Source organism: Lysinibacillus sp. A4 (genome assembly GCF_024919535.1).
GTDB classification, from domain to species: Bacteria; Bacillota; Bacilli; order Bacillales_A; family Planococcaceae; genus Lysinibacillus; species Lysinibacillus capsici.
The window spans coordinates 1-26,288 of record NZ_JANWTB010000021.1; the positions used below are offsets into that span (position 1 = coordinate 1).

The following is a 26,288-nucleotide window of genomic DNA, read 5'->3' on the forward strand; positions in this document are numbered from 1 at the left end:
TAGCTCAAATTGTTTTGCTGGCATCATGTTTGATGTCCAAAATTTTTGTTTTGTTCACTAACCGAAGCTAGTTACTTAAAACTTTATTGATTACGTTTTGCTTGTTCAGTTTTCAAGGTTCATGTTTCTTTATTTCGTTGTCACCTCTTGGCGACTTATACATAATAACATCGATTATTCATGAAAGTCAACACTAAATCATAAGTTTTTTTAAAGAGATTCATTTTTTATTTTAAATTTTAGAAACGAGGTTATCATTATGGTCCGTAAAACGTTGATTTCACTGCTTTTAATCGTAACGCTCTTTGCCTTTTTAAAGCCTATAAATTCAACGATGATTTCTGTATTTAATATTGCGAATGCACCAGTAGTGGTCACGAAGGGACATTATGGCACATCTCTTATTGTAGAGATTTCTTTCTCTGATGACTCTCTATTAGAATGGCTCCAAACGGTGAAGGAGCCTTATCCACTTCTACTTTTAGATGCTGATTGGATAAAACGGTCACCCGATCATTTAAAAATTATCCAACAACGCAAATTGCCTACAGGATTACTTGGGCCTGATGATTCAGTAGAAGAACCCGTTGACATTGCGCTCATCCAAAAGGATATTGATACTTATGAAAAATATTTAAAAGAAAGACCTTTATGGTTTGCTACCCGAAATCACCAATATTCACAGGATTTACAGAAAGCCTTATTCCAACAACAAATGAATTTATTATCTCCTTCTCTTATTTGGCAAGGTGAGAAAACTCCAAAATTACAAAAAGGTGATTTTGTCTTTTTCCCGCTCCATCAAAATAATCAAATATCCTTTAAAGAGCTTAACATGCTAATACAACAGCATAAGTTTATGTCGATTGAAGAAAATATATTCGGTTATAAGGTTCAAACTAAAAAAGCGCCATAAAAAAATTGCCTCCACTTCAGTGAGGCAATTCTTTTTTTTTCCTTATGCATTTTTAGCCTGTTCACGACGAGCTTTACGTCGTGCTTCTAATTTTTGACGATCTTCATCGGATTTTGCATTATATTTAGGTAATACTAATAATTGATACGCATTAACCGCCAATAATGGGAATAATAAAAGCGCAACATACTCATTAATATTTTCGTCGCGACCCATCAATGCAATTGTCCATTCCAACGTTGTAATGACAATCATAAAGAATAGTGCCGAAATCATTACATGTTTTTTCCCTGTTAATTTTACTTTTTGAACAGCTGTTGCTATTGCCCCAAATATGAGGACAATTAATAATCCTACATAGAACAACCAGCTTTGCCCATCCTTCACACCAGGAATAAAGCGGAAGAAAATTATATCGAAAATCGTTATGGCAATTAATACCAGCTGTACCCAATTCCATAATGTCAGTGTTCTAAAAATATTAACACCTACCTGATGAAGTGTTAAATAAGCAAAAAAGCCAGCTTGCGCTATAACACTCATTGTAAACCCTAAGAAAACCATCCATAAAAGTCCAGCGAAAAACTCACCCCATTGACCGTTTGCTATGTATGGTTGGAAGAATTCCCAGCGAATAAATAAACTAAAAACTCCGTTGACTGCACCACCAACGAGCATTGCAAAGAAGAAAAACTTTGCCCAATTTCGTATCGTCACAACTAAAAGTCCCCCAATTTCTCAATATATCTGTCCTTATTTTATCAATGCCTTGTTAAAAAAGCTATTTCTCATCCTAACCAATACATAAAGTCCTGAGAAATGTGAACAATAATTGAAAGAGTCTATCTAGAGAAAGGACTGATTGTCGATGCGAAAATTCACCTTATTACTAATTCTAATGCTTTTTCTTTCTGCCTGTTCACAAGATAAAACCTCTACCATGTCCTATGATGAAATAAAAAAAATCATGATTGACTCTTTACAAACAGAGGATGGTAAAAAGGCATTGCGACAGCTTTTAGAAGAGCCGAGTTTCCGTGAGCTCTTGATTTTAGAGCATGATGAAGTGAAAAAGGCTACCGAGGAAACTTTACTTTCCAAGGAAGCAGAAGACTTTTGGAAAAAAACCTTTGAAGATCCAAAGTTTAAAGAAACTGTTGCGAAAAGTATGCAAAAACAGCAACAGGATATTATGAAGAACTTAATAAAAGATCCGACTTTCCAAAAGGATATGGAGGCATTTTTCGGGCAACCCGATATGCAAAAGCAGTTGGAGACTATCCTTAAATCATCCAATATGCGCAAGCAAATGGAGGAAGTTGTAAAGGAAACGATCGAAAGCCCTTTAATGCAATCTAAATGGCAGGAACTTATTAAGAAAAGTGGCGAAGCAGGTTCATCAGGAAGTGGCGATAAGAAAGAAGCGAGTGGCGATAGTGGTGGCGGATCGGATAAGGGACAAAAAAGTACCGAGTAACCTTGGTAATGTAAAAACGGATTTCCCCATAAAACTGGTGGAAATCCGTTTTTTATTATTTATTTAATTTATCGATGATTTTCGTCGCGATGTCTAAATAAATTTGTCCTGTTGTATGTTTTTCAGCGTATACAGAAGGAGCAAAATCTTCATCTGTCCAATCTGGTTGCCCAAGCGGGATTTGTCCAAGCAACTCTGTACGTAGTTCGTCAGCTAGCTTTGGTCCTCCTCCTTGCCCAAAGACAAATTCTCGGTCACCTGATTTAGATTCAAACCAAGCCATGTTTTCGATAACTCCTAAAATTTCATGGTCTGTTTGAAGCGCCATTGCCCCTGCACGAGCTGCAACAAATGCTGCTGTTGGGTGTGGAGTTGTTACAACAATTTCTTTTGATGATGGCAACATTTGATGGATATCTAATGCAACGTCACCTGTGCCAGGAGGTAAATCTAATAATAGATAATCTAATTCACCCCACTCAACATCACGGAAGAATTGATCTAATACTTTACCAAGCATGGGTCCGCGCCATACGATCGGTGCGTTATTTTCTACAAAGAAGCCCATTGAAATCATTTTTACCCCAAAGCGATCTACTGGGAAAATACGATTATCGACTACCTTAGGCATATCCGTTACACCCATCATATCAGGTACACTAAATCCATAAATATCTGCGTCAATTAAGCCGACTTTCTTTCCTAGACGAGCTAAAGCAACAGCTAAGTTAACTGATACTGTCGATTTACCAACTCCACCTTTACCAGAAGCAATTGAAATTACTTGGACTGTGCTTAATGGAGATAAAATATCTTGTGCTTCCGACTCTGTTGCTGTGCCACGGAAGCTTTGCAATTTTTCTGTTGATAGTTCTTCAAAACGAATACCAACCGTGTTTACACCTGCTTCTTTCAACACCTCAACAACTTTCATTTGTAGTTGTAATTGTTCCGGTGTATTCAGTTTAGCAATGGCAATTTTTACACTGACATGATTTTTTTCTTCTTTTATTGCTACGTTCGTAATACCATCTGTTTCTGCAAGCGATTTATGTAAAAATGGATCTTGTAGTTGTCCCAGTATTTCTCGTACTTGTTGTTCAGTAATCACGACGAACACTCCCCTTATATTGTCTCAATATTAGTATATCATAATGATTTGATTTACGTTGTAGATGTTGCTCTACTCAATTTTGGCTAATAAATAGTCTTCTATACCTTCAACTATGGCATCTGCCATTTTTTCTTGATAGTTTTTGTCCACTAATAATGCTCGTTCCTCATCATTACTAATAAAACCAGTCTCCACTAAAGCTGCAGGTACTTCCGCTTTCTTCAATAAATAGATTTGCTTAATAGACAATGCTTCACGGTCTGTATTTTTTAAATTAGTGCGAATGGATTGTTGAATACTCTTGGCAAGAATCTCTCCGTCAGCATGTCCTTCCTTATGGTAAAATACCTGTGCGCCACGCCATTTTGTTTCAGGTATGGCATTTGCATGAATCGTTATAAATACATCAGGCTTTTCCTTTTCCACGATATCCTTTCTTAGGAAGATATCTTGCTTTTTCCGTTCTCTCATTGTTCCATATTTTTCTGATGGCGCATGCTCATCGATTACATCACCATTTTTTGTTCGTGTCATTATAACCGTTGCGCCTTTTTTCTTTAATTGCTTCTCTACATGCTGAGCAATTGCAAGTGTAATATCCTTTTCAATCACTTCGCCCTTTGAAGCTCCTCCGTCCTCACCACCATGCCCTGCATCAATGACAATTTTTATGCCACCAAGTGGGTCCGGTAAGAAGAAGTTACGGTCCGAAGCATTTGTTTCATATGCCACGACCACTATACTCATAAGCATAATTACTCCTAGTGCAAGCCAGCGCTTCACCCATATACACCACCCTTTTACATTTAGTGTACGAAATTAGTGGATGAACTATGCCAGAAAGTAAAAAAAACTCCCAAGTCACAAACTTGAGAGTTTTCAATTTCTTCTATATTAAGGGAGGAAGAACAATTTTATTGGTTTGTAAAAGTAGGTTTGAATTCACCTGTATATGGCTCATGCTCTACAAATACAGTTATATCATTGCCATCTTTGTCTTTACCTGTTCGTTTATACGTGAACTTCTTATCGTTGATTTCTGTAATTTCAAGAGCTACACCATACTTATTATCACCGACAGAAACATGCGCTCTTATTTTATTATCATGAATGACATTAAAGTAACCATAGTCTCCACGACTTTCACCTGTTTCAGGATTAAAGAACTCATATTTATTTGTATTTGCGTCATACTTTGCAATGCTGATGAAATTTGAATTGAATTCTGTTACATCATTACCCGCTTCATCTAACACAACGGTTCCATGCCACAGTGTATCAGCGAGAATTTTATCTCCGTCAACGTCTGTAACAATTTGACCTGTAGAAGCATCTAACGTTTTATCGGAATCAGTAAATGCCAGTTCTTTTTCTTTATATGGAATATGTTCCACGAATACTTCTACATCATTGCCTGCAGCATCTTTACCCATTCTCTTATAAGTAAAGATACTATCGTTGAGCTCAGTGATCTCGACAACTGCTTGGTAGTTTTTTGATTCGGAAATTAATATTCTTTGTTTCCCATCATTTGTGATAAAGAATGTCCCTTTATCCTCACGGCTTTTACCTGTAGCCACGTCAAAGAATTCATAATGACCTGTCTGGGCATCATATTTTGCTAAGCCAATGAAGTTTGCGTTCTCCGCAGTTAAATCATTGTTAGCTTGATCATAAACTTTTGTACCTTGCCAATTCGTACTATTTAGAATGTTAGCCATTTCTTGTCCCTTTGTTAATTGCTCTTTGGTAGTATTATCTGTTGCAGCACTTTCTGTTTTAACTTCCTCACTATTCGTCGTATTGCCTTTTGCAGGTTCCTTATCTTGACATGCTGCAAGTAATGCAATTGCTGCAACAGATACTATTAATAATTTTTTCATACCTACTTACCTCCGTCGGTTAGTTTATATTTTGAGTTACTTCAAACCCATAATGACCATTTTTTAAAATGAAAGGTTTGTTGTACCTTCTAAAAACTATATTAAAGTGGAGTGTTAAACTCCCTCTAAATAATTTCTTAAAAAAACATAAACTTATACGAAAATATTTTTAATATATATTAAATCTGCACACTAATAGTGAGTTTTGTAAAAAAGATACTTATTTTTTTACATATACTTAATTTATAGGTGAACGACACTTCTCACAAACGAGTATCTCAACATTATTAATTATAGGAAAAAGCTAAGCCTAGCTATCTTTTTAATAGTACTCGTACAATTCACTCCGTGTTACCATATTTGTATAAACGGAAAAGTAGGCTACAGTGATATACCACTAGTCATTTGGCCTTTTAACTAAAGAAAAGAGGGTGGAAAAATGAATGATCAATTAATACTTTCAGCAGCGAACGGTGATACTGATAAAGTATTAGTACTTCTGCAAAATGGCATCAATATTAATACAACGGATCGGTATGGAAGAACCCCTGTCTTAGCTGCAACTTATAATAATCAGGTGGATACTGTGAAGGTGCTCATTCAACATGGTGCTGATATTAATATTAGAGATAATAACCTTGAGAACGTACTTTTACATGCAGGGGCATCAGGCTATTTAGAAATCGTTAAACTTGCTATATCTGCAGGGGCAGATACAAAGCTAACTAATCGCTTTGGTGGAATTGCCATTATCCCTGCATCCGAACGGGGACATGTTGAGGTGGTCCGAGAGCTACTTAATCATTCAGACATTCATGTCAATCACATTAATAATTTGCATTGGACAGCTCTATTGGAGGCAGTCATACTAGGCAATGGCGGGGAGAAACATCAAGAAATTGTACAATTATTGGTGGATCATGGTGCTGATATAACTATTGGAGATCGAGATGGTGTTACACCATTACAGCATGCAATAAAACTAGGCTTTTATGAGATTGAGCAAATTTTAAAAGAAGCAGCATCCGAACGAAATAACAGTTAACACTATAGGAGGTTTTTTCATACTTTTCTAGATGTCCTCACTTCGGAATTAGCTGTTTCATAAGAAATAACGTTAAGCAATCTTTGAGGTTACTTCACAGATTGCTTTTTATGATGGAATGACAAAAAGACTCTTTCCTCGAAAGTAGAAAGAGTCTTGGGGTAGATGTTTAAGTTTAAGTTTAAGTTTAAGTTTAAGTTTAAGTTTAAGTTCAAGTTCTGAAAGGGGCGTGCTTGAAGGATTTTATAATGTTTCATATAGTTTTTTCAGTTAGCACGTTTTCAAACATAAAAAAACCCTGTCCCATAAAAATGGGGCAGGGTTTGAAAATGCTGATATTAACGTTTTGAGAACTGAGGTGCACGACGAGCGCCGCGAAGACCTGGCTTTTTACGTTCTTTCATACGTGAATCACGAGTAAGTAATCCAGCTGATTTTAATGCAGCACGGAAATCTGGGTCTACTTGAAGTAGAGCGCGAGCGATACCGTGACGAACAGCACCAGCTTGACCAGTGTATCCACCACCATTAACGTTTACGTGGATATCATAGCTTCCTGTAGTTTCAGTAGCTACTAATGGTTGTTTAATTACTTCGCGTAATGCAGCGAATGGTACGTATTCTTCGATTTCACGTTTGTTGATAACAATTTTACCTGTACCTGGTACTAAACGTACGCGAGCTACAGAGCTTTTACGGCGACCAGTGCCGATGTATTGAACTTGTGCCAAAGTAATATCCTCCTCTTAATTTATATTATCCGCGAAGCTCGTATGCTTCTGGTTTTTGTGCAGCATGTGGATGCTCTGTTCCAGTGTAAACATTAAGTTTAGTGAACATTTTGCGACCTAAAGAGTTTTTAGGAAGCATTCCTTTAACTGCTAATTCGATCATTCTTGTTGGGTACTTATCTAGCATTTCACCAGCAGTACGTGTTTTTAAACCACCCGCAAATTGAGTGTGGTGACGGTATAATTTACCCTCTAATTTGTTACCAGTTAAATGGATTTTGTCAGCGTTGATGATGATTACGTGATCACCTGTGTCAACGTTTGGTGTGAATGTTGGTTTATGTTTACCACGTAAGATTGCAGCTACTTCAGAAGCTAAACGTCCAAGAGTTTGGCCTTCTGCATCAACTACTAACCATTTACGGTCTACTTCGTGACCTTTAGCCATGAATGTTGTACGCATGTATATATCCTCCTAATCGATTCGATTACCGTTATTTTTCATTAGACTACACTATAAGTTTCGGGGCTTATTTGTGGTGGTAATGAAAATACCATCTGTTATCATATAATGAATGACTTTTAAAGTCAAGCAATTTCATTAAACACCTGGTGAAGTTGTTCAGAATTGTAGAACGCCACTAATAGAACACTTTTTCTAAGTATAGCCCTTGTGGTGGAGCGGTTTTTCCCGCCTTATCACGATTACCTGAAGCAACTACCTGGGACACATTGTCAATCTTACGTCGACCTATCCCAACCTCCCAAAGAGTACCTGCAATAATACGTACCATATTATATAAGAAGCCATTCCCTTCAATCACCATATGTAGCTCTTCACCATGCCATTCAAATTGTAACAATGTTACTGTGCGTACTTTATCTTTCACGCTTGTATTCGCCGCGCAAAAACAAGAAAAGTCATGTGTACCAATAATAGCCTTAGCTGCCTCTTGCATCGCCTCTACGTTAGGTTTGACCCCATTTGTCTCCACAGTATAATATCTGCGGAATGGACTTTGGATAGGCTCACAAGACCAAATATAGCGATATCTTTTTCCAGCCACGTCGTAGCGTGCATGAAAGTCATGTGCCACTTCCTCAACCGATAATACTCGAATATCTCTTGGCAGCTGCACATTCAAAGCCTTACTATATTTTTCTGCTGGAATGGCAAGAGGTGTGTCGAAATGCACTGTTTGCCCTGTCGCATGTACCTTAGCATCTGTACGACCACTTGCAGTTACCTTAACCTGTTCTCCCTTATGCATAATGGCTAGAACACGCTCAAGCTCAGCCTGCACTGTGCGTTCCCCTGGCTGTACCTGATAGCCCGAAAAAAGTGTACCATCATAGCTTATAATTACTTTTAATCGTCGCATATAGCCTACTCCTTTAACTTCTATAGAAGAATAGCAATACGCCTATTGCTACTAATAACACAATCGCAAATGTGTCCCCCATATCCCATTTTAACCTACGGTACCTAGTGCGTCCTTCACCACCGCGATAGCCTCTTACTTCCATCGCTGTTGCTAAATCCTCAGCACGTTTAAATGCACTGACAAAGAGAGGCACAAGTAATGGTACTACTGCCTTTATACGGTCCTTAATTGGTCCAGATGATAAATCAGAGCCCCTTGCCATTTGTGCCTTCATAATTTTATCCGTCTCATCCATTAAGGTTGGAATAAAGCGTAATGAGATGGACATCATTAAAGCCAATTCATGTACAGGTACTTTTATTGCTTTTAATGGATTCAGTAGAACCTCGATACCATCAGTAATAGAAATCGGTGATGTAGTTAACGTTAAGATTGACGTCATAAATACTAATACTAGAAAACGAATTGAGATAAATATTCCTCGCCTAATCCCTTCGTCATAAATCGTAATGAATTTAGATTCAAACACAGGGACGCCTTCCTTCGTCATAAAAATATGGAGAAGGAATGTGAAGGCCATCAAAAAGAGTACTGGTTTGAGTCCATTTATTAAAAAATATAGACGAATGCGCGATACTAATACAATCAGTAGTGTGAATGCGAGTAACATAGCATATGTCACGGTATTATTGGCTAAAAACACAATAATAATAAAGGCGAACACAAAGATCAGCTTTGACCGCGGATCAAGCTTGTGAACGGGTGAATCACCAGGTAAGAAGCGACCAAAGATCATTTTTTCCATCATGACTCTGCACGCTCCTCTCTAAGTGCTTGAGCAATTTCCACAGCAAGCTCTTCCTCTGTTAAGCAAACTTTAGAAAAGGAATGCCCCATCATATGCTCAATCTTTTGCTGAAAGCGGACAATACGTGGTGGCTCTAAACGGAATTCCTTTAATGTTGCAACATCTTTAAAAATAACTCGTGGTGATCCACTTAAGACATTCTTTCCTTCATGCATAATCACAATATTATCTGCATATCGAGCTGCATCCTCCATACTATGGGTTACTAGAATGGTTGTGAGATGACGTTCTTGATGGAGCTGATAAAACATATCCATAATTTCCTTTTGACCACGTGGATCAAGACCTGCTGTTGGTTCATCTAAGACAATAACCTCAGGGTCCATCGCCAAAACGCCTGCAATCGCTACTCGACGCATTTGACCACCTGATAAATCAAACGGTGATTTATCCAAAACGTTATCTGGCAAACCGACTAAGCTGACAAGTTCTCTTGCACGAGCTTCAGCCTCCTCCTCCGATATACCAAAGTTCATTGGGCCAAACATAATGTCCTTCAACACGGTTTCTTCAAATAGTTGATGCTCTGGAAATTGAAAGACAATGCCGACCTTTTGTCTTACAGCTTTTAAATCCTTTGCTTTTTTCCCAGCTACAATAAGACGATCCCCTATATGTACTTCTCCTGAAGTAGGTCTTAGAAGTGCGTTAAAATGCTGCAAAATCGTTGATTTCCCAGAACCGGTATGGCCAATTATCGCTTGATAAGTATGAGATGGAATGTCAAAATTCACATCGAATAATGCCCGTTTTTCAAAGGGCGTTCCTTGTGCATAGGCATAGCTTATTTGTTGAAGTTTGATGTCCATAAATCATTCACCAACTCTTCTTCTGTCATATGTTGCCCCATTAATGGAACACCTTCCTTTTGCAATAGCTTTGATAACTTCAAGGCAAATGGCAAATCTAGTCCAAATTCAACTAGCTTGTCCCCAAGTGCAAAGATTTCAGCAGGTGTACCTTCTGCAAATTTCTTACCATCATTCATAAAAAGAACACGATCCGCTAACATTGCCTCTTCTAAATCATGGGTAATAGATAAAACTGTTAATCCTGTTTCTGCACGTAATGTTTGAACCGTTTGTAACACCTCTGCACGCCCTTGAGGATCTAACATGGATGTAGCCTCATCTAAAATTAAAAGCTTCGGCTTTAATGCAAGTGCCCCAGCAATGGCTACACGCTGTTTTTGTCCACCAGATAAATGATGTGGCTCATGGTCTAAAAACTCACTCATTTTTACCTGTTCGAGTGCCGCATGTACACGTTTTACCATTTCTTCAAAGGGGATACCGTTGTTTTCCAAGGCAAATGCTACATCATCCTGTACCGTTGCTCCAACGAATTGATTGTCAGGGTTTTGAAAGACCATTCCCATTAAGGAGCGAGATTCCCAAAGATTTTCTTCATTCAAGGGTTCTCGCAATACTCGTACATCTCCCTGTTGAGGAAACAATAAACCATTCATCAGCTTGGCAATAGTGGACTTACCAGAACCATTATGTCCTACTATAGCAATCCACTCACCTTCTTCCACAGCAAAGCTAACATTTTCAACAGCATTACGACTATTTGGATTTTCTGGTGTATATGAAAAAGTTACATTATTTAAAGATAAAATTTCAGGCATATCTAGAACTCCTCTCCCTACGCTCAGCTCTACTAATTAACTTACACTTTTTTATGTATGAATTCTACTACAATCCGTATGTCGATAAAAGAAAAATACTACAATAACAACTCAAATTGATATTGGTTTAATAAATAACAAAATAACACCCATATATTAAAAAAAGCACCACAAATTGGCGCCATCTAATCTAATAAAAAAGCGCGCACCTCATTCGATAGAAATGCGCTAGTCGTTACATTTACAAGAAATATGGGTGCTCAAGCCCTTATTTCTCCTGAATGAGGTGCGGAGAGCTAAACGAGACGCCACACTAATAAGTGTCCGCTCATCATAACGCTCAGCTTAATTATTTGTCGTATAAATCATTTATAAAGAAAGAGGGTGGTGATTCCCACCCTCTTCACCACAAGTTTTCTCTTATGATTAAACTAGTTCAATCACAACAACAGGTGCACCGTCGCCACGACGAGGACCTACTTTAAGAATACGAGTGTAACCACCTTGACGCTCAGCATAACGTGGTGCAACATCATCAAATAACTTTTGAAGTGCAAATGATGTTGATTCGTTACCTTCTGCATCAGTCGTTGTTACTAGTTCACGACGGATAAATGCAGCAGCTTGACGGCGTGCATGTAAATCTCCGCGTTTACCTAAAGTAATCATTTTTTCAACAGCTTTACGTACTTCTTTAGCGCGAGCCTCAGTAGTTTCGATACGCTCGTTGATGATTAAATCAGTAGCTAAGTCACGTAACATCGCTTTACGTTGAGAACTTGTACGACCAAGTTTTCTGTAACCCATGGATGTTTCCCTCCTTTATAGAAAAAAATCTGATCTTGTTAGTTGTGTTTAAATCGCTTAGTCTTCTTTGCGTAATCCTAAACCAAGCTCTTCTAACTTCGCTTTTACTTCTTCTAATGACTTGCGTCCAAGGTTACGAACTTTCATCATGTCGTCTTCTGATTTATTCGCAAGTTCTAGTACTGTATTAATACCAGCGCGTTTTAAACAGTTATAAGAACGAACAGAAAGATCAAGCTCTTCGATAGTCATCTCTAAAACTTTTTCTTTTTGATCTTCTTCTTTTTCGACCATGATTTCAGCAGTTTGTGCCTCATCTGTCATGCCAACGAAGATGTTAAGATGCTCGGTTAAAATTTTTGCTCCGAGCGAAATCGCCTCTTTCGGACCGATGCTGCCATCTGTCCACACATCAAGAGAAAGTTTGTCGTAGTCAGAAGACTGACCAACACGAGTATTTTCCACTTGGAAATTGACGCGTGATACTGGAGTGTAAATAGAGTCGATCGGGATCACGCCGATAGGAAGATCCTCACGTTTGTTTTGATCAGCAGGAGTGTAACCACGGCCGCGTTGTGCATACATACGCATACGTAAATGACCGTTTTTAGCGATTGTTGCAATATATAGATCTGGGTTTAAAATTTCTACGTCACTGTCATGTGTAATGTCAGCAGCCGTAACTGTACCATCGCCTTTAACATCAATCTCAATAACTTTTTCTTCGTCAGAGTAGATTTTAAGAGCTAGTTTTTTCACGTTCAAAATGATTGAAGCTACATCTTCTACTACGCCTTCTACAGTTGAGAATTCGTGAAGAACACCATCAATTTGAATTGAAGTGACAGCAGCTCCTGGTAATGAAGACAGAAGGATACGACGTAAAGAATTACCCAAAGTGTTTCCATATCCGCGTTCAAGCGGTTCTACAACAAACTTTCCATATTTGGAATCTTCGCTGATCTCCACCGTTTCAATCTTTGGTTTTTCAATTTCGATCATTTTATTTACCCTCCTTCAAAACATCGAATGTATAGGTTCTTTCCATCATAGATTCGATCGTCAATGACGTATCGTTTATTATCTGCACAAGACAGTCTGTACAAAAAATGATGTTCTCATACAATATGAGACGCACCCATTACACGCGACGACGTTTTGGCGGACGGCAACCATTATGAGGAACTGGAGTAACGTCTTTAATAGCAGTTACTTCTAAACCAGCAGCTTGAAGTGCACGAATAGCAGCTTCACGACCAGCACCAGGACCTTTAACAGTTACTTCCAACGTTTTCAGACCATGTTCAAGGGATGTTTTAGCAGCAGTTTCTGCAGCCATTTGAGCAGCGAATGGTGTAGATTTACGTGAACCACGGAAACCAAGAGCACCAGCACTTGACCAAGATACAGCGTTACCTTGCATATCTGTAATCGTTACGATTGTATTGTTAAATGTAGAACGAATGTGTGCGATACCAGATTCGATATTCTTTTTCACACGACGTTTACGAGTTTGTTGTTTACGAGCCATGTTAAGAAGGAACCTCCTTTACCAATTATTTTTTCTTGTTCGCAACTGTTTTACGAGGACCTTTACGCGTACGCGCATTGTTCTTCGTATTTTGACCACGAACAGGTAAGCCACGACGGTGACGGATACCACGGAATGAACCGATTTCCATCAGACGTTTAATATTTAATGAAGTTTCGCGACGTAAGTCACCTTCAAGTTTGTATGAATCTAATTGTTCACGGATTTTGTTTAACTCATCTTCAGTTAAGTCGCGTACGCGTGTATCTTCTGAAATACCTGCATCAGCTAGTACTTTCTGAGCTGTAGTTTTACCAATACCGAAAATGTACGTTAATGAAATTACCACGCGTTTGTCGCGAGGAATATCAACACCAGCAATACGTGCCATGTACGTTGTGCACCTCCTTTAGAATTAACCTTGTTTTTGTTTATGTTTAGGATTTTCACAGATTACCATTACTTTACCGCGTCGGCGAATTACTTTACATTTTTCGCAGATCGGTTTCACAGATGGTCTCACTTTCATCTAACCTAACCTCCTTAGTAGTCCGGAGCGCAAAAGATTATTTAAAACGGTATGTGATACGACCGCGAGTTAAATCATAAGGAGATAACTCAATAGTAACCTTATCTCCAGGTAGAATACGGATAAAGTGCATACGAATCTTACCAGATACGTGTGCTAGAATCACATGTCCATTTTCTAATTCTACCTTAAACATCGCGTTTGGCAAAGTCTCAACAACTGTCCCTTCGACTTCAATTACATCATCTTTCGCCATCTACTCTGTCTCCTCTCTATATGCAAATTAAAGTTCTCATCGTTACATCAAACGGATATCTGCTGCAACTTTAGAAGCAACCTCGTTTCAACATATGTTTGGATTGTATGAGAGATGTTTGAAAGACGCTCGTCTGGTTTCGCTTCACACAATCCACGGAATATACAGAACCAGTAAGGGCACTGAATCTCCCATGTTTACACGAATACCGGAATGTCTTGGATGAGATATTCATACCCGTTACACAGATGCTTCCACGAAACCCATTATACTCCTCCAAAAGGTATGTTGCACTTTTAAGAAGAAATATATACCGGGCACAATATGCTTTTGCAACTCTCAAAAAAATTATGTTTCGTTGTTGCTCCCGCATGCCTCCCGCGGAAGCAGTACTCTGCGCCCGGAGCCGGGTATCAGCTGCGGCTGCTCTGTAATAGAGCATCAAGATCAGCAAACACTTTGTTAATATCTTGCTGTCCATCTATATTAGTTAACACGCCTTTAGCTTGATAGAAATCAAGTAGAGGTTGTGCTTGTTTCATATTTACTTCCAGACGGTTCGCAACCGTTTCAGGATTATCATCTGCACGTGTATAAAGCTCGCCACCATCTTTATCACATTTTCCTTCCTCAGCAGGAGGATTGAAAATTAAATGATACGATGTACCACAAGTTTTACAAATACGTCTACCTGAAAGACGAGCAATTAACTCATCCTTTTCAACTTGAATGTTTAATGTATGCTCAATAGCTTTACCTAGGTCAGCAAGAATGCTATCTAAGGCTTCAGCTTGAGGAACAGTACGTGGGAAACCATCTAATAAGAATCCTTTTTCACAATCAGGTTTAGCCAGTCGCTCACGAACAATACCAATCGTTACTTCATCAGGTACAAGTGCACCTTGATCCATAAACGACTTAGCTTGTAAGCCTAGTTCAGTACCTTCTTTAATTGCAGCACGGAACATATCGCCTGTAGAAATATGAGGAATTGCGTACTTCTCAACAATTTTATCTGCCTGCGTACCTTTACCAGCACCTGGCAGACCCATTAAAACGATATTCATTAGGAAATATTCCTCCCACAAAAGGTTTGCTGATTAAAGGAAACGATGGAACGTTCCCTAAAAACCAACATTATTTCATAAAGCCTTTGTAGTGACGTTTAACAAGTTGAGATTCTAGCTGCTTCATCGTTTCGAGCGCTACGCCGACTACGATAATAATACTAGTACCACCGATCTGCACTGAGGCAGGTAGATTCATAAAGTTTATGAATATAACCGGCATTACTGAAATAACAGTTAAGAAAATCGCGCCGACAAATGTCAGACGATATAACACGCTTGTTAAATACGTTTGAGTGTTTTCACCAGGACGAATACCTGGAATATAAGCACCTTGCTTTTTCAAGTTATCTGCCACATTTTCTGGATTCACTTGTACGAATGCATAGAAATATGTGAATGCGATGATTAATGCCACATAAATAATCATTCCAACAGGTTTTGTATGATCAAACGTGTTATTAATGAAAGTTGTAACATTATTTTCACCGAAGAACGGAACTAACGTACGAGGTGTCATCAGAAACGCTGAAGCAAAGATTACAGGAATAACCCCTGCAGCATTTACTTTTAACGGTAAATGAGTTTGTTGACCACCAGTTTGTTGATTTCGCCCAGTAACTCGTTTTGCATATTGAATTGGAATTTTACGTAGTGCTTGTTGCACGTAGATAACTCCAATAACAACCGCAAGCAAGATTAAAACAAGTAGACCAAGGATAATTAGGTTGATAAATAGCTTATCACCCGCACCCTCGATTTGTTGTGCATAGATTTGGTTGATACCTGTAGGTAATGCCGCAACGATACCTGCGAAGATTACAACAGAAATACCATTACCAACGCCATGCGCAGTAATTTGATCAGCAAGCCATACTAGGAATGCTGTACCCGCTGTTAATACAATAGAGATTATAACATATGTTAAAACTCCTTCTTCCTTAATCAATGACCCGCCATACATTCTATTAAAACCAAATGACATCGCGAATGATTGAATAAAAGCAAGAATAATAGTAAAGTAGCGTGTAAATTGCGCAAGTTTACGTCTTCCGACTTCACCTTGCTTTGCCCACTCAGCAAACTTCGGTACTACGTCCATTTGCAATAACTGAACAATAATTGAGGCTGTGATGTAAGGCATAATCCCCATTGCAAAGATGGAGAAGTTCTTTAAAGCACCACCGCCAAAAGTATTCAGGAAACCAACGAGGTTAAACTCATCAGTTGCCTTTAATACATTAGCGTCAACGTTAGGTACTGGAATGAAAGTTCCAATACGAAAAACGATTAACATTAAAAGTGTGAAAATGATTTTATTTCTTATATCTCGAACACGCATAAAGTTAGAGATTGTCTGAAACATTAAATCACCTCAGTAGTTCCGCCGGCATTCTCGATTGCTTCTTTCGCTGAAGCTGAGAATTTATGAGCTTTGACAGTAAGCTTTTTATTAAGAGTTCCGTTGCCTAGAACTTTAATTCCAGCTTTTTCATTGCTCACTAGACCAGTTTCAAGTAATAATGCAGCAGTTACCTCTGCACCGTCTTCGAAACGGTTTAAAGCATCAAGGTTAACGATCGCGTATTCTTTACGGTTAATGTTCGTAAAGCCACGTTTTGGTAAACGACGGAATAATGGGTTCTGACCGCCTTCAAAGCCTGGGCGTACACCGCCACCAGAACGAGCGTTTTGACCTTTATGACCTTTACCTGCTGTTTTACCGTTACCAGAACCGATACCACGACCAACGCGGTTGCGTTGCTTACGAGAACCTTCTGCTGGTTTTAACTCATGCAGTTTCATAGTGGGTGGCACCTCCTTGTTCAATAATTGGAAATTAAATTTCTTTTACAGTAACTAAGTGAGCTACTTTATCAAGCATACCGCGAGTAGCTGCGTTATCAGCTTTCTCTACAGTTTGGTGTAATTTACGTAAACCTAAAGCTTCAACAGTTTTGCGTTGTGCAGGTTTAGTACCAATCACAGATTTAGTAAGGGTGATTTCTAATTTGTTAGCCATTATCTTTCCCCCCTTATCCTAATAGTTCTTCCACTGATTTACCACGTAATTTAGCTACGTCCTCTACGCGTTTTAATTCAGTTAAACCTTGAATTGTTGCACGCACCATGTTAATTGGTGTGTTAGATCCAAGTGATTTTGAAAGAATATCAGTAATACCAGCAAGTTCTAGTACAGCACGTACTGGACCACCAGCGATAACCCCTGTACCAGGAGCAGCAGGTTTGATTAGGATTTCTCCTGCACCAAAGCGACCTTGCACTAAGTGTGGAGTTGTTCCACCTACGCGTGGCACTTCGATTAAGTTTTTCTTCGCATCTTCAACAGCTTTGCGGATAGCATCTGGCACCTCTTGAGCTTTACCAGTACCGAAACCTACATGACCGTTTCTATCGCCAACTACAACTAATGCTGTGAAGCGGAAGCGACGTCCACCTTTAACAACTTTAGCAACGCGGTTAATAGTAACTACGCGTTCTTCAAGTTCTCCAAGTTTGTTTGCGTCAATACGACTCATGAAATGTGTCCCTCCTTCTTATTAAAATTCTAAACCGTTCTCACGTGCAGCTTCAGCTAAAGCTTTAACACGTCCATGATATAAGTAACCACCACGGTCAAATACTACAGCAGTAATATTTTTTTCCGCAGCGCGTTTTGCGATTGTTTCACCGACTTTAGTTGCTGCGTCAACATTGCTACCAGCACCTTCGAAACCATTTTCTTGAGAAGATGCGCTAACAATTGTTACGCCTGCTACGTCATCGATAAGTTGCGCGTAAATGTTCTTGTTAGAACGGAATACGTTTAAGCGTGGACGCTGAGCAGTACCCGAAATTTTAGAACGAACGCGAGCATGACGTTTTTTACGAACCTGATTTTTATCTTGTTTCGTAATCACAAGGGTCACTCCTTTCTAATGCTTAAGCTGCATTATTTACCTGTTTTACCTTCTTTACGACGAACATATTCGCCTTCATAACGAATACCTTTACCTTTATAAGGCTCTGGTGGACGAACGTCACGGATGTTAGATGCAAGAGCACCAACGCGTTCTTTGCTGATACCTTTAACGATGATCTTTGTGTTTGAAGGAACTTCAATTTGTAGACCATCTTCAGGTGTGAACTCTACTGGATGAGAGTAACCTACGTTAAGTACAAGTTTATTACCTTGTAATTGCGCACGGTAACCAACACCGATAAGTTCTAAAGCTTTTTCGAAACCTGCAGAAACACCAGTAACCATGTTCGCAAGAAGCGCACGAGTAGTACCGTGGTTTGTGCGGTGTTCTTTTGAATCAGAAGGACGTACTACAGTGATTACGTTACCCTCTTGCTCAATTTTCATATCTTGGTGGAAAGAACGAACAAGTTCGCCTTTAGGACCTTTAACAGTAACAGTGTTGTTTGCATCAACAGTAACAGTTACGTTAGCAGGTACCTCGATAATTTTTTTACCTACACGAGACATTTAGCTGCACCTCCATTCATTTATTGCTAATTACCAAACGTATGCTAGAATTTCTCCGCCAACTTGTTTAGCGCGAGCTTCTTTATCTGTTAATAAACCTTGTGAAGTTGACACTAAAGCGATACCTAGACCGTTCAATACTTTAGGTACTTCATTTGTTTTAGCATATACACGTAAACCAGGTTTAGAAATACGTTTTAAGCCAGTGATAACGCGCTCGTTATCTTTTCCATATTTTAAGAAAATACGGATGATACCTTGTTTGTTGTCTTCCACGTATTCTACGTCACGTACGAAACCTTCACGCTTTAAAATTTCAGCGATTTCTTTTTTCACGTTGGAAGCTGGTACTTCTAACTTCTCGTGACGAACCATGTTCGCATTACGAATGCGAGTAAGCATATCTGCAATCGGATCAGTCATTGTCATTACATTTACCTCCTTCCCAAATTAGGGGATTACCAGCTGGCTTTTTTCACGCCAGGAATTTGTCCCTTATATGCAAGTTCTCGGAAACAAATACGGCAAAGTTTGAATTTGCGATATACTGAATGTGGACGACCACAGCGTTCACAACGTGTATACTCTTGCACTTTAAACTTTTGCTTACGTTGTTGTTTAACGATCATAGATTTTTTAGCCACGTTTTCGCCCTCCTTGTTTGATTACTTTTGGAACGGCATACCGAATTGTGTCAATAACTCGCGAGCTTCTTCGTCAGAGTTCGCTGTCGTTACGATCACGATGTCCATACCGCGTACTTTTGAAACTTTATCGTAATCGATTTCTGGGAAAATTAATTGTTCTTTAACACCTAGTGTGTAGTTACCGCGACCATCGAATGCTTTTTTAGAAACACCACGGAAGTCACGTACACGAGGTAGTGAGATAGAAATTAATTTGTCCAAGAATTCATACATACGCTCACCGCGTAATGTAACTTTAGCACCGATAGGCATACCTTCACGAAGACGGAAACCTGCGATCGATTTTTTAGCTTTAGTTACTACTGGTTTTTGACCAGTGATAATTGTTAATTCTTCAACAGCTGCATCTAACGCTTTAGAGTTTTGAACTGCATCACCAACACCCATGTTGATAACGATTTTCTCAACTTTCGGTAGTTGCATAACTGATTTATATCCAAATTTGCTCATAAGAGCTGGAGAAACTTCATTTAAATATTTTTCTTTTAGGCGGCTCATGTGTGTACCTCCCTTCTATTTATACTAATTAGTCGATTACTGCACCTGATTTTTTTGCTACACGAACTTTTTTACCGTTTTCGATTTTATAACCTACACGAGTCGGCTCGCCAGATTTAGGATCGATTAGCATTACGTTCGAAACGTGAATTGCAGCCTCTTGGCTAACAATACCACCTTGTGGATTCAATTGGTTAGGTTTAACGTGTTTTTTCACGATGTTCACACCTTCAACAAGAACGCGATCTTGTTTTGGGAAAGCAGCAAGGATTACGCCTTCTTTGCCTTTATCCTTACCAGTGATTACCTTAACCTTGTCACCTTTTTTTACATGCATGCTGTCGCACCTCCTTGATTGGCACTGTCATGAAATTAAAGAACTTCTGGAGCTAGAGAAACGATTTTCATGAAGTTGCTGTCACGTAGTTCACGTGCAACAGGTCCGAAAATACGAGTTCCGCGTGGTGATTTATCATCACGAATAATTACACAAGCATTTTCATCAAATTTGATGTACGTGCCGTCTTTACGACGAACGCCTGATTTAGTACGAACGATAACAGCTTTAACAACGTCACCCTTCTTGACAACGCCACCTGGTGTTGCTTTCTTAACTGTACAAACAACGATATCACCGATGTTAGCAGTTTTACGGCCAGAGCCACCAAGCACTTTAATTGTAAGAACTTCACGTGCACCTGAGTTGTCAGCAACTTTCATACGACTTTCTTGTTGGATCACTTAGGTTACCTCCCTTCGGAAATTGGTTGTTCCGAAATAGTTATTAAATAATAACCGCTTTTTCTACAACTTCTACTAGACGGAAACGTTTAGTAGCTGATAGCGGGCGAGTTTCCATGATACGTACGATATCACCGATTTTCGCTGTGTTTAACTCATCATGAGCTTTAAACTTTTTAGAGTATTTTACACGCTTACCATAAAGCTTGTGCTTTTTGTAAGTTTCAACTAAAACAGTAACAGTTTTGTCCATTTTATCTGAAACAACGCGGCCCGTGTAAACTTTGCGTTGATTGCGCTCAGTCATACTTGAAAACCTCCTTTATCAGTTATTTGCACTGATTTCTCTTTCACGAATAACAGTTTTCATACGCGCGATTGCTTTACGCACTTCACGAATACGAGCTGTGTTTTCTAATTGACCAGTCGCCAATTGGAAGCGAAGGTTGAAAAGCTCTTCTTTCAGTGATTTCACTTTTAATTCTATTTCAGAAGTAGCAAGGTCACGGATTTCATTAGCTTTCATTAGATTCACCACCAGTTTCTTGACGTTTTACGATCTTACATTTAACAGGAAGTTTGTGTGATGCTAAACGAAGTGCTTCACGTGCAACTTCTTCAGATACGCCAGCAATTTCGAACATTACTTTTCCTGGTTTAACTACTGCTACCCAACCTTCAGGAGAACCTTTACCAGAACCCATGCGGACTTCTAGAGGTTTTTTAGTGTAAGGTTTATGTGGGAAGATTTTAATCCAAACTTTACCGCCACGTTTCATGTAACGAGTCATCGCGATACGAGCAGATTCGATTTGACGGTTAGTAATCCAGCTAGCAGTTTGAGCTTGTAAGCCCCATTCGCCGAAAGTTACTTCTTTACCGCCTTTCGCTTCGCCACGCATGTTGCCGCGGTGTTCACGACGGTATTTAACGCGTTTAGGCAATAACATATTATTTGCCTCCTTCCACAGATTTCTTCGTAGGAAGAACTTCACCACGGTAGATCCATACTTTAACGCCTAATTTACCGTAAGTAGTATCAGCTTCTGCGTGTGCATAATCGATGTCAGCACGTAGAGTATGAAGTGGAACAGTTCCTTCACTATAGTGTTCAGCACGCGCGATATCAGCGCCACCTAAACGACCAGATACTTGTGTTTTAATTCCTTTTGCACCAGCGCGGATTGTGCGTTGGATCGCTTGCTTTTGCGCACGACGGAATGATACACGATTTTCTAATTGACGAGCGATGTTTTCAGCTACTAGACGAGCGTCAAGATCTGCACGTTTGATTTCAATGATGTTGATGTGTACACGTTTACCAGTTAAATCGCTAAGGTATTTACGAAGATTTTCAACTTCAGTACCACCTTTACCGATTACCATACCTGGTTTCGCAGTGTGAATTGTAATGTTTACACGGTTTGCAGCACGTTCGATTTCTACTTTAGAAACTGAAGCGTCTTTAAGAGCCGTTTCAATATATTTACGCACTTTGATGTCTTCGTGAAGTAGAGTTGCATAGTCTTTTTCAGCGTACCATTTTGACTCCCAGTCACGAATAATACCAACGCGTAGTCCTATTGGATGTACTTTTTGACCCACGGATTAACCCTCCTTCTTCTCAGATACCACTAGAGTAATGTGGCTTGTGCGTTTGTTAATTGCGCTTGCACGTCCTTGTGCACGTGGACGGAAACGTTTTAAAGTTGGACCTTCGTCAACGAATACTTCAGAAACTACTAAAGAGTTGATGTCAAGATCGTAGTTGTGCTCAGCGTTAGCAACTGCAGATTTTAATACTTTCTCAACGACTGGAGACGCCGCTTTTGGAGTATGACGTAAAATTGCAACTGCTTCACCAACTTGCTTACCTCGGATTAAGTCTACAACTAGACGTACTTTGCGAGGAGCAATGCGTACTGTACGAGCGATAGCTTTAGCTTGTGTCATTAGGATTTACCTCCTCTCAAAATTAGCGTCTTGTTTTCTTGTCGTCTGCACCGTGACCTTTATAAGTACGTGTCGGTGCGAACTCACCAAGTTTATGGCCTACCATATCTTCTGTTACGTATACAGGAACATGTTTACGTCCATCATATACAGCAATCGTTAAACCGATGAAGTTCGGGAAGATTGTAGAACGGCGTGACCAAGTTTTGATAACTTGTTTTTTCTCAGAAGCCTCTTGCGCTTCCACTTTTTTCATTAAGTGGTCATCGACAAAAGGTCCTTTTTTCAAGCTGCGACCCATGTAGGAACCTCCCTCCGTGATTCCACCACGGCTCTCACATAGAACCGTAGTTTAACCACTTTATTTTTTACGACTACGGATGATAAATTTATCCGATTTGTTTTTCTTCTTGCGAGTTTTGTAACCAAGTGCTGGTTTACCCCAAGGAGTCATTGGTGATTTACGTCCGATTGGAGAACGTCCTTCACCACCACCGTGTGGGTGATCGTTAGGGTTCATTACAGAACCACGAACTTCTGGGCGTTTACCTAACCAACGGCTACGACCTGCTTTACCGATGTGTACAAGTTCGTGTTGTTCGTTACCAACTTGACCGATTGTAGCGCGGCAAGTAGCTAAAACTAAACGTACTTCACCAGATTGTAAACGAACGATAACGTACTTATCTTCACGACCAAGTACTTGCGCAGAAGTACCAGCTGAACGTACTAATTGTCCGCCTTTACCAGGTTTTAACTCGATGTTATGGATTGTAGTACCCATTGGAATGTTTGCTAATGGTAAAGTGTTACCTACTTTAATATCAGCATCTGGACCAGAAACGATTGTTTGACCAACCTCTAGACCTTTTGGTGCTAAGATGTAAGCTTTTGCTCCATCAGCGTAGTTGATTAATGCGATATTCGCAGAACGGTTTGGATCATATTCAATAGTAGCAACTTTTGCCGGAATGCCATCTTTAACACGTTTGAAATCGATAACACGGTATTGCTTCTTATGACCACCACCATGATGACGAACAGTGATTTTACCTTGGTTGTTACGACCAGCTTTGCGTTTAGTTGGTTCAAGCAATGATTTCTCAGGCTTGTTAGTTGTAATTTCCGCAAAGTCTAATGACGTCATGTTACGACGACCATTAGAGGTAGGTTTATACTTTTTAATCGCCATTGTGTTTTCCCTCCTTCTTGAGTGTTCAAATCATAAATCCGTTAGGATTACATTTCGAATAATTCAATTTCTTTGCTATCAGCAGTTAGTTTAACGATCGCTTTACGACGTTTGTTAGTGTAACCACCGTAACGGCCTACGCGTTTGAATTTACCTTTGTAGTTAAGAACGTTTACTTTCTCAACTTTTACGCCAAAGATTTCTTCTACAGCGTCTTTTACTTGAGTTTTGTTAGCGCGAGTGTCTACTTCGAAAGTATACTTTTTCTCTGCCATAAGTTCTGAAGAACGCTCAGTAATGACCGGACGTTTTAAAATATCACGTGCTTCCATTATCCAAGCACCTCCTCAACTTTTTCTACTGCAGACTTAGTGAATACAACTTTATCATGACCTAATAGATCAAGAACGTTGATTCCGTTTGCAGTTAAAACTGTTACACCTGGGATGTTACGAGCAGATAATGCTACGTTTTCATCTAGGTCAGCAGTTACGAATAAAGATTTTTTCTCTAAAGAAAGATCTTTAAGGATTTTTGTGAATTCTTTTGTTTTTGGTGCTGCTAGAGTTAGAGCATCAAGAACTAAGAAGTTTTGTTCTACTACTTTAGCTGATAAAGCAGATTTAAGAGCTAAACGACGAACTTTTTTAGGTAATTTATAAGAATAGCTACGTGGAGTAGGACCGAATACGATACCACCGCCGCGCCATTGTGGAGAACGGATAGAACCTTGACGAGCACGACCAGTTCCTTTTTGACGCCATGGTTTACGACCACCACCAGCAACTTCAGAACGGTTTTTAACCTTGTGATTACCTTGACGAAGAGAAGCGCGTTGAGCAACTACTGCGTCGAATAATACTGCTTCATTTGGCTCGATTCCGAAGATCGCATCGTTTAATTCGATTTCACCAACTGAAGCACCTGTTTGACTAAGTACAGATACTTTTGTCATTCCTGTTTCCTCCTTTCCTTAAGTGATTACTTAGCTTTAATTGCAGTTTTTACTGTAACTAGAGCTTTTTTAGAACCAGGAACATTACCTTTAACAAGTAGTAAGTTACGATCTGTGTCAACTTTCACGATTTCTAAGTTTTGGATTGTAACTACATTGCCACCCATTTGACCAGGTAATTTCTTTTGTTTGAATACGCGGTTCGGAGCAACTGGACCCATTGAACCAGGACGACGGTGGTAACGAGAACCGTGGGCCATAGGACCACGAGATTGTCCGTGGCGTTTGATAACACCTTGGAAACCTTTACCTTTAGTAACTCCTGTTACATCGATTACATCGCCTTCTGCGAAAATTTCTACTTTGACTTCTTGACCAACTTCGTATTCTTCCACGTTCACGTTGCGGAATTCACGAATGAAGCGCTTAGGAGCAGTGTTCGCTTTTGCTACGTGACCTTGTTCTGGTTTGTTAGAAAGCTTAACGCGCTTGTCTTCGAAACCAACTTGAATTGCTTCGTAGCCGTCTGTTTCAACAGTTTTCTTTTGAAGAACTACGTTTGGAGTAGCTTCGATAACTGTTACCGGGATTAAATCGCCGTTTTCAGCGAAAACTTGTGTCATACCAATTTTTCTACCTAAGATTCCTTTAGCCATTTGTCACACCTCCTGTAAGTTTTAAAAGTTATATTGTTTTTACCATTAAAGTTTGATTTCGATATCAACGCCAGATGGTAAATCAAGTTTCATTAACGCGTCAACAGTTTGTGGTGTTGGGTTAACGATATCGATCAGACGTTTATGCGTACGCATTTCGAATTGTTCACGAGAATCTTTGTACTTGTGAACCGCACGAAGAATTGTGTACACAGACTTCTCAGTTGGAAGTGGAATCGGACCTGATACACTTGCACCTGAACGTTTTGCAGTTTCCACAATTTTCTCAGCAGATTGATCTAAAATACGGTGATCATACGCTTTTAAACGAATACGAATCTTTTGTTTTGCCATTATTTTCCCTCCTTCTCGCCTATTTTCTAGACATTCTCCACGAAAATTTTCCCACACACCGCCATGGCAAAGCGGCCGGGTGTGTCGGCAACCTCTCGCTTCATCGCAGTCAAAGACCAACATTCAACATTATATACAATAAAAAAAGAATAAGCAAGTCTTTTCGCTAAATTCTTTTAAATGTTGCAGATATTCTTAGTACTACTATTTCTTCGCTTTATTAAGCCGTTTATTAGTATATAAAATTTCTATACATATTGCAACACTTAAGGTTGTCATATCAACATTTTCGCACATTTCAAATAACTCAAAAAAGAAAAAAGTAGTTTCTATATAATTATAGAAACTACCCAGACTGTAGACAAACTCAATGAATTTTGAGTTTGCCTACAGTCTTTTTTCTTTTACAATAAAATAAAGTAAAGCCGTTGATTTCCACTACGGGCGGACGCTTTCCGCGGGCGGGGTCGAGCTGCTTCCCTCGCTTCGCTCAGTCCAGG

General features: G+C 39.4%; 41 protein-coding genes and 2 pseudogenes. 3 read left to right on the top strand and 40 right to left on the bottom strand.

Features of this window, described 5'->3' with window-relative positions:
* Window positions 1-259: 259 nt before the first annotated feature.
* Window positions 260-916 (top strand): hypothetical protein, encoded by a 657-nt coding sequence (locus NY607_RS23430; RefSeq protein ID WP_131521827.1) that lies wholly within the window; start codon window positions 260-262, stop codon window positions 914-916.
* Window positions 917-958: 42 nt separating this feature from the next.
* On the opposite strand, the gene NY607_RS23435 is transcribed toward NY607_RS23430, so the two are convergent.
* Window positions 959-1,633 carry a KinB-signaling pathway activation protein gene (locus tag NY607_RS23435; protein WP_131521826.1) on the bottom strand — a complete coding sequence of 225 codons (675 nt, stop codon included), beginning with the start codon at window positions 1,631-1,633 and terminating at the stop codon, window positions 959-961.
* A gap of 151 nt (window positions 1,634-1,784) precedes the next feature.
* Between NY607_RS23435 and gerD the strand changes: the two genes are divergently transcribed.
* Window positions 1,785-2,393 (top strand): spore germination lipoprotein GerD, encoded by a 609-nt coding sequence (gerD, locus tag NY607_RS23440; RefSeq protein ID WP_131521825.1) that lies wholly within the window; start codon window positions 1,785-1,787, stop codon window positions 2,391-2,393.
* A 55-nt stretch (window positions 2,394-2,448) separates the two neighbouring features.
* On the opposite strand, the gene NY607_RS23445 is transcribed toward gerD, so the two are convergent.
* From NY607_RS23445 to NY607_RS23455, 3 genes and pseudogenes are all read right to left on the bottom strand, one after another.
* Window positions 2,449-3,504 carry a P-loop NTPase gene (locus tag NY607_RS23445; RefSeq protein ID WP_004233758.1) on the bottom strand — a complete coding sequence of 352 codons (1,056 nt, stop codon included), beginning with the start codon at window positions 3,502-3,504 and terminating at the stop codon, window positions 2,449-2,451.
* A gap of 72 nt (window positions 3,505-3,576) precedes the next feature.
* Window positions 3,577-4,290 carry an N-acetylmuramoyl-L-alanine amidase gene (locus tag NY607_RS23450; RefSeq protein ID WP_004233756.1) on the bottom strand — a complete coding sequence of 238 codons (714 nt, stop codon included), beginning with the start codon at window positions 4,288-4,290 and terminating at the stop codon, window positions 3,577-3,579.
* Window positions 4,291-4,421: 131 nt separating this feature from the next.
* Window positions 4,422-5,288, bottom strand: a pseudogene (locus NY607_RS23455) (DUF4822 domain-containing protein); the annotation flags it as partial.
* 541 nt (window positions 5,289-5,829) lie between these two features.
* Between NY607_RS23455 and NY607_RS23460 the strand changes: the two are divergent.
* Window positions 5,830-6,435, top strand: coding sequence for an ankyrin repeat domain-containing protein (locus NY607_RS23460; protein ID WP_237898895.1), 606 nt, complete (start codon window positions 5,830-5,832; stop codon window positions 6,433-6,435).
* Between the two features lie 338 nt (window positions 6,436-6,773).
* Here NY607_RS23460 and rpsI read toward each other — a convergent pair whose 3' ends face one another.
* The 36 genes and pseudogenes from rpsI to rpsJ form a co-directional block, all read right to left on the bottom strand.
* A complete protein-coding gene (gene rpsI, locus NY607_RS23465; protein ID WP_004233744.1) occupies window positions 6,774-7,166 on the bottom strand; it encodes a 30S ribosomal protein S9 in 393 nt (130 codons plus the stop codon).
* A 25-nt stretch (window positions 7,167-7,191) separates the two neighbouring features.
* Window positions 7,192-7,629, bottom strand: coding sequence for a 50S ribosomal protein L13 (gene rplM / locus NY607_RS23470; RefSeq protein WP_004233742.1), 438 nt, complete (start codon window positions 7,627-7,629; stop codon window positions 7,192-7,194).
* 178 nt (window positions 7,630-7,807) lie between these two features.
* A complete protein-coding gene (gene truA, locus NY607_RS23475) occupies window positions 7,808-8,548 on the bottom strand; it encodes a tRNA pseudouridine(38-40) synthase TruA (RefSeq protein WP_259420465.1) in 741 nt (246 codons plus the stop codon).
* 13 nt (window positions 8,549-8,561) lie between these two features.
* Window positions 8,562-9,359, bottom strand: coding sequence for an energy-coupling factor transporter transmembrane component T family protein (locus NY607_RS23480; protein WP_004233739.1), 798 nt, complete (start codon window positions 9,357-9,359; stop codon window positions 8,562-8,564).
* Complete coding sequence (locus tag NY607_RS23485; RefSeq protein ID WP_259420468.1) at window positions 9,356-10,228, bottom strand: energy-coupling factor ABC transporter ATP-binding protein; 873 nt, start codon at window positions 10,226-10,228, stop codon at window positions 9,356-9,358. The genes NY607_RS23480 and NY607_RS23485 overlap by 4 nt, the downstream gene beginning before the upstream one ends.
* Entirely contained in the window at window positions 10,204-11,049 is an 846-nt protein-coding gene (locus NY607_RS23490; RefSeq protein ID WP_054548963.1) for an energy-coupling factor ABC transporter ATP-binding protein, read from the bottom strand. The genes NY607_RS23485 and NY607_RS23490 overlap by 25 nt, the downstream gene beginning before the upstream one ends.
* Window positions 11,050-11,475: 426 nt before the next feature.
* Entirely contained in the window at window positions 11,476-11,856 is a 381-nt protein-coding gene (gene rplQ, locus NY607_RS23495) for a 50S ribosomal protein L17 (RefSeq protein ID WP_008181938.1), read from the bottom strand.
* 57 nt (window positions 11,857-11,913) lie between these two features.
* Window positions 11,914-12,858, bottom strand: coding sequence for a DNA-directed RNA polymerase subunit alpha (locus NY607_RS23500; RefSeq protein WP_004233733.1), 945 nt, complete (start codon window positions 12,856-12,858; stop codon window positions 11,914-11,916).
* Window positions 12,859-12,997: 139 nt separating this feature from the next.
* Window positions 12,998-13,387, bottom strand: a complete 390-nt coding sequence (gene rpsK / locus NY607_RS23505; RefSeq protein ID WP_004233731.1) for a 30S ribosomal protein S11 — start codon at window positions 13,385-13,387, stop codon at window positions 12,998-13,000.
* Window positions 13,388-13,412: 25 nt separating this feature from the next.
* Window positions 13,413-13,778: a 30S ribosomal protein S13 gene (rpsM, locus tag NY607_RS23510; protein ID WP_004233729.1), complete on the bottom strand. Its 366-nt coding sequence runs from the start codon at window positions 13,776-13,778 to the stop codon at window positions 13,413-13,415.
* A 24-nt stretch (window positions 13,779-13,802) separates the two neighbouring features.
* Window positions 13,803-13,916, bottom strand: coding sequence for a 50S ribosomal protein L36 (rpmJ, locus tag NY607_RS23515; protein WP_000868344.1), 114 nt, complete (start codon window positions 13,914-13,916; stop codon window positions 13,803-13,805).
* Window positions 13,917-13,953: 37 nt separating this feature from the next.
* On the bottom strand, window positions 13,954-14,172 hold the full coding sequence (infA, locus tag NY607_RS23520; protein WP_004233690.1) for a translation initiation factor IF-1: 219 nt from the start codon (window positions 14,170-14,172) through the stop codon (window positions 13,954-13,956).
* Window positions 14,173-14,258: 86 nt separating this feature from the next.
* Window positions 14,259-14,336, bottom strand: a pseudogene (locus NY607_RS23525) (type I methionyl aminopeptidase); the annotation flags it as partial.
* 249 nt (window positions 14,337-14,585) lie between these two features.
* Window positions 14,586-15,239: an adenylate kinase gene (locus NY607_RS23530; protein ID WP_004233689.1), complete on the bottom strand. Its 654-nt coding sequence runs from the start codon at window positions 15,237-15,239 to the stop codon at window positions 14,586-14,588.
* A 70-nt stretch (window positions 15,240-15,309) separates the two neighbouring features.
* On the bottom strand, window positions 15,310-16,605 hold the full coding sequence (gene secY / locus NY607_RS23535) for a preprotein translocase subunit SecY (RefSeq protein WP_004233672.1): 1,296 nt from the start codon (window positions 16,603-16,605) through the stop codon (window positions 15,310-15,312).
* Window positions 16,605-17,045 carry a 50S ribosomal protein L15 gene (gene rplO, locus NY607_RS23540; RefSeq protein ID WP_004233670.1) on the bottom strand — a complete coding sequence of 147 codons (441 nt, stop codon included), beginning with the start codon at window positions 17,043-17,045 and terminating at the stop codon, window positions 16,605-16,607. Before rplO ends, secY begins: the two co-directional genes overlap by 1 nt.
* 34 nt (window positions 17,046-17,079) lie before the next feature.
* Window positions 17,080-17,262: a 50S ribosomal protein L30 gene (gene rpmD / locus NY607_RS23545; RefSeq protein ID WP_004233668.1), complete on the bottom strand. Its 183-nt coding sequence runs from the start codon at window positions 17,260-17,262 to the stop codon at window positions 17,080-17,082.
* 13 nt (window positions 17,263-17,275) lie between these two features.
* Entirely contained in the window at window positions 17,276-17,779 is a 504-nt protein-coding gene (rpsE, locus tag NY607_RS23550; RefSeq protein ID WP_004233664.1) for a 30S ribosomal protein S5, read from the bottom strand.
* Window positions 17,780-17,800: 21 nt separating this feature from the next.
* Complete coding sequence (gene rplR, locus NY607_RS23555) at window positions 17,801-18,160, bottom strand: 50S ribosomal protein L18 (protein ID WP_004233662.1); 360 nt, start codon at window positions 18,158-18,160, stop codon at window positions 17,801-17,803.
* A 32-nt stretch (window positions 18,161-18,192) separates the two neighbouring features.
* The gene (gene rplF / locus NY607_RS23560) at window positions 18,193-18,732 is read right to left on the bottom strand and encodes a 50S ribosomal protein L6 (RefSeq protein ID WP_004233660.1); all 540 of its coding nucleotides are present in this window, start codon (window positions 18,730-18,732) and stop codon (window positions 18,193-18,195) included.
* Window positions 18,733-18,762: 30 nt separating this feature from the next.
* Window positions 18,763-19,161, bottom strand: a complete 399-nt coding sequence (gene rpsH / locus NY607_RS23565) for a 30S ribosomal protein S8 (protein WP_004233658.1) — start codon at window positions 19,159-19,161, stop codon at window positions 18,763-18,765.
* Between the two features lie 29 nt (window positions 19,162-19,190).
* Entirely contained in the window at window positions 19,191-19,376 is a 186-nt protein-coding gene (locus NY607_RS23570) for a type Z 30S ribosomal protein S14 (protein WP_004233656.1), read from the bottom strand.
* A gap of 21 nt (window positions 19,377-19,397) precedes the next feature.
* On the bottom strand, window positions 19,398-19,937 hold the full coding sequence (gene rplE / locus NY607_RS23575) for a 50S ribosomal protein L5 (protein ID WP_004233654.1): 540 nt from the start codon (window positions 19,935-19,937) through the stop codon (window positions 19,398-19,400).
* 28 nt (window positions 19,938-19,965) lie between these two features.
* Window positions 19,966-20,274, bottom strand: coding sequence for a 50S ribosomal protein L24 (gene rplX, locus NY607_RS23580; protein WP_004233652.1), 309 nt, complete (start codon window positions 20,272-20,274; stop codon window positions 19,966-19,968).
* Between the two features lie 35 nt (window positions 20,275-20,309).
* Complete coding sequence (gene rplN, locus NY607_RS23585; protein WP_004233650.1) at window positions 20,310-20,678, bottom strand: 50S ribosomal protein L14; 369 nt, start codon at window positions 20,676-20,678, stop codon at window positions 20,310-20,312.
* 43 nt (window positions 20,679-20,721) lie between these two features.
* Window positions 20,722-20,985: a 30S ribosomal protein S17 gene (rpsQ, locus tag NY607_RS23590; protein WP_004233648.1), complete on the bottom strand. Its 264-nt coding sequence runs from the start codon at window positions 20,983-20,985 to the stop codon at window positions 20,722-20,724.
* Window positions 20,986-21,003: 18 nt separating this feature from the next.
* Complete coding sequence (gene rpmC / locus NY607_RS23595) at window positions 21,004-21,204, bottom strand: 50S ribosomal protein L29 (RefSeq protein WP_004233646.1); 201 nt, start codon at window positions 21,202-21,204, stop codon at window positions 21,004-21,006.
* Window positions 21,194-21,628: a 50S ribosomal protein L16 gene (gene rplP, locus NY607_RS23600; RefSeq protein ID WP_004233644.1), complete on the bottom strand. Its 435-nt coding sequence runs from the start codon at window positions 21,626-21,628 to the stop codon at window positions 21,194-21,196. The genes rpmC and rplP overlap by 11 nt, the downstream gene beginning before the upstream one ends.
* Before the next feature lies 1 nt (window position 21,629).
* Window positions 21,630-22,283 carry a 30S ribosomal protein S3 gene (gene rpsC, locus NY607_RS23605; protein WP_004233642.1) on the bottom strand — a complete coding sequence of 218 codons (654 nt, stop codon included), beginning with the start codon at window positions 22,281-22,283 and terminating at the stop codon, window positions 21,630-21,632.
* A 3-nt stretch (window positions 22,284-22,286) separates the two neighbouring features.
* Window positions 22,287-22,631, bottom strand: a complete 345-nt coding sequence (gene rplV / locus NY607_RS23610) for a 50S ribosomal protein L22 (RefSeq protein WP_004233639.1) — start codon at window positions 22,629-22,631, stop codon at window positions 22,287-22,289.
* Window positions 22,632-22,653: 22 nt separating this feature from the next.
* Window positions 22,654-22,932, bottom strand: coding sequence for a 30S ribosomal protein S19 (gene rpsS, locus NY607_RS23615; protein WP_004233637.1), 279 nt, complete (start codon window positions 22,930-22,932; stop codon window positions 22,654-22,656).
* Window positions 22,933-22,992: 60 nt separating this feature from the next.
* The gene (gene rplB / locus NY607_RS23620) at window positions 22,993-23,823 is read right to left on the bottom strand and encodes a 50S ribosomal protein L2 (protein ID WP_009373990.1); all 831 of its coding nucleotides are present in this window, start codon (window positions 23,821-23,823) and stop codon (window positions 22,993-22,995) included.
* 47 nt (window positions 23,824-23,870) lie between these two features.
* Window positions 23,871-24,155 (bottom strand): 50S ribosomal protein L23, encoded by a 285-nt coding sequence (gene rplW / locus NY607_RS23625; protein WP_004233628.1) that lies wholly within the window; start codon window positions 24,153-24,155, stop codon window positions 23,871-23,873.
* Complete coding sequence (rplD, locus tag NY607_RS23630) at window positions 24,155-24,778, bottom strand: 50S ribosomal protein L4 (protein ID WP_004233626.1); 624 nt, start codon at window positions 24,776-24,778, stop codon at window positions 24,155-24,157. Before rplD ends, rplW begins: the two co-directional genes overlap by 1 nt.
* Window positions 24,779-24,804: 26 nt before the next feature.
* A complete protein-coding gene (gene rplC, locus NY607_RS23635; RefSeq protein WP_004233625.1) occupies window positions 24,805-25,434 on the bottom strand; it encodes a 50S ribosomal protein L3 in 630 nt (209 codons plus the stop codon).
* 45 nt (window positions 25,435-25,479) lie between these two features.
* Window positions 25,480-25,788: a 30S ribosomal protein S10 gene (rpsJ, locus tag NY607_RS23640; RefSeq protein WP_004233624.1), complete on the bottom strand. Its 309-nt coding sequence runs from the start codon at window positions 25,786-25,788 to the stop codon at window positions 25,480-25,482.
* Window positions 25,789-26,288: the final 500 nt, after the last annotated feature.

Excerpts from the sequence above, each read along its gene's own strand:
- NY607_RS23430 (WP_131521827.1), top strand. The coding sequence starts at position 260 with ATGGTCCGTAAAACGTTGATTTCACTGCTTTTAATCGTAACGCTCTTT.
- gerD (WP_131521825.1), top strand. The coding sequence starts at position 1,785 with ATGCGAAAATTCACCTTATTACTAATTCTAATGCTTTTTCTTTCTGCC.
- NY607_RS23460 (WP_237898895.1), top strand. The coding sequence starts at position 5,830 with ATGAATGATCAATTAATACTTTCAGCAGCGAACGGTGATACTGATAAA.
- rplM (WP_004233742.1), bottom strand. The coding sequence starts at position 7,629 with ATGCGTACAACATTCATGGCTAAAGGTCACGAAGTAGACCGTAAATGG.
- truA (WP_259420465.1), bottom strand. The coding sequence starts at position 8,548 with ATGCGACGATTAAAAGTAATTATAAGCTATGATGGTACACTTTTTTCG.
- NY607_RS23480 (WP_004233739.1), bottom strand. The coding sequence starts at position 9,359 with ATGATGGAAAAAATGATCTTTGGTCGCTTCTTACCTGGTGATTCACCC.
- NY607_RS23485 (WP_259420468.1), bottom strand. The coding sequence starts at position 10,228 with ATGGACATCAAACTTCAACAAATAAGCTATGCCTATGCACAAGGAACG.
- NY607_RS23490 (WP_054548963.1), bottom strand. The coding sequence starts at position 11,049 with ATGCCTGAAATTTTATCTTTAAATAATGTAACTTTTTCATATACACCA.
- rplQ (WP_008181938.1), bottom strand. The coding sequence starts at position 11,856 with ATGGGTTACAGAAAACTTGGTCGTACAAGTTCTCAACGTAAAGCGATG.
- NY607_RS23500 (WP_004233733.1), bottom strand. The coding sequence starts at position 12,858 with ATGATCGAAATTGAAAAACCAAAGATTGAAACGGTGGAGATCAGCGAA.
- rpsK (WP_004233731.1), bottom strand. The coding sequence starts at position 13,387 with ATGGCTCGTAAACAACAAACTCGTAAACGTCGTGTGAAAAAGAATATC.
- rpsM (WP_004233729.1), bottom strand. The coding sequence starts at position 13,778 with ATGGCACGTATTGCTGGTGTTGATATTCCTCGCGACAAACGCGTGGTA.
- rpmJ (WP_000868344.1), bottom strand. The coding sequence starts at position 13,916 with ATGAAAGTGAGACCATCTGTGAAACCGATCTGCGAAAAATGTAAAGTA.
- infA (WP_004233690.1), bottom strand. The coding sequence starts at position 14,172 with ATGGCGAAAGATGATGTAATTGAAGTCGAAGGGACAGTTGTTGAGACT.
- NY607_RS23530 (WP_004233689.1), bottom strand. The coding sequence starts at position 15,239 with ATGAATATCGTTTTAATGGGTCTGCCAGGTGCTGGTAAAGGTACGCAG.
- secY (WP_004233672.1), bottom strand. The coding sequence starts at position 16,605 with ATGTTTCAGACAATCTCTAACTTTATGCGTGTTCGAGATATAAGAAAT.
- rplO (WP_004233670.1), bottom strand. The coding sequence starts at position 17,045 with ATGAAACTGCATGAGTTAAAACCAGCAGAAGGTTCTCGTAAGCAACGC.
- rpmD (WP_004233668.1), bottom strand. The coding sequence starts at position 17,262 with ATGGCTAACAAATTAGAAATCACCCTTACTAAATCTGTGATTGGTACT.
- rpsE (WP_004233664.1), bottom strand. The coding sequence starts at position 17,779 with ATGAGTCGTATTGACGCAAACAAACTTGGAGAACTTGAAGAACGCGTA.
- rplF (WP_004233660.1), bottom strand. The coding sequence starts at position 18,732 with ATGTCTCGTGTAGGTAAAAAAATTATCGAGGTACCTGCTAACGTAACT.
- rpsH (WP_004233658.1), bottom strand. The coding sequence starts at position 19,161 with ATGACAATGACTGATCCGATTGCAGATATGCTTACTCGCATTCGTAAT.
- rplE (WP_004233654.1), bottom strand. The coding sequence starts at position 19,937 with ATGAGCCGCCTAAAAGAAAAATATTTAAATGAAGTTTCTCCAGCTCTT.
- rplX (WP_004233652.1), bottom strand. The coding sequence starts at position 20,274 with ATGCATGTAAAAAAAGGTGACAAGGTTAAGGTAATCACTGGTAAGGAT.
- rpsQ (WP_004233648.1), bottom strand. The coding sequence starts at position 20,985 with ATGACTGAGCGCAATCAACGCAAAGTTTACACGGGCCGCGTTGTTTCA.
- rpmC (WP_004233646.1), bottom strand. The coding sequence starts at position 21,204 with ATGAAAGCTAATGAAATCCGTGACCTTGCTACTTCTGAAATAGAATTA.
- rplP (WP_004233644.1), bottom strand. The coding sequence starts at position 21,628 with ATGTTATTGCCTAAACGCGTTAAATACCGTCGTGAACACCGCGGCAAC.
- rplV (WP_004233639.1), bottom strand. The coding sequence starts at position 22,631 with ATGACACAAGCTAAAGCTATCGCTCGTACAGTACGCATTGCTCCTCGC.
- rpsS (WP_004233637.1), bottom strand. The coding sequence starts at position 22,932 with ATGGGTCGCAGCTTGAAAAAAGGACCTTTTGTCGATGACCACTTAATG.
- rplB (WP_009373990.1), bottom strand. The coding sequence starts at position 23,823 with ATGGCGATTAAAAAGTATAAACCTACCTCTAATGGTCGTCGTAACATG.
- rplW (WP_004233628.1), bottom strand. The coding sequence starts at position 24,155 with ATGGAAGCACGTGATATTTTAAAACGTCCGGTCATTACTGAGCGTTCT.
- rplD (WP_004233626.1), bottom strand. The coding sequence starts at position 24,778 with ATGACAAAAGTATCTGTACTTAGTCAAACAGGTGCTTCAGTTGGTGAA.
- rplC (WP_004233625.1), bottom strand. The coding sequence starts at position 25,434 with ATGGCTAAAGGAATCTTAGGTAGAAAAATTGGTATGACACAAGTTTTC.
- rpsJ (WP_004233624.1), bottom strand. The coding sequence starts at position 25,788 with ATGGCAAAACAAAAGATTCGTATTCGTTTAAAAGCGTATGATCACCGT.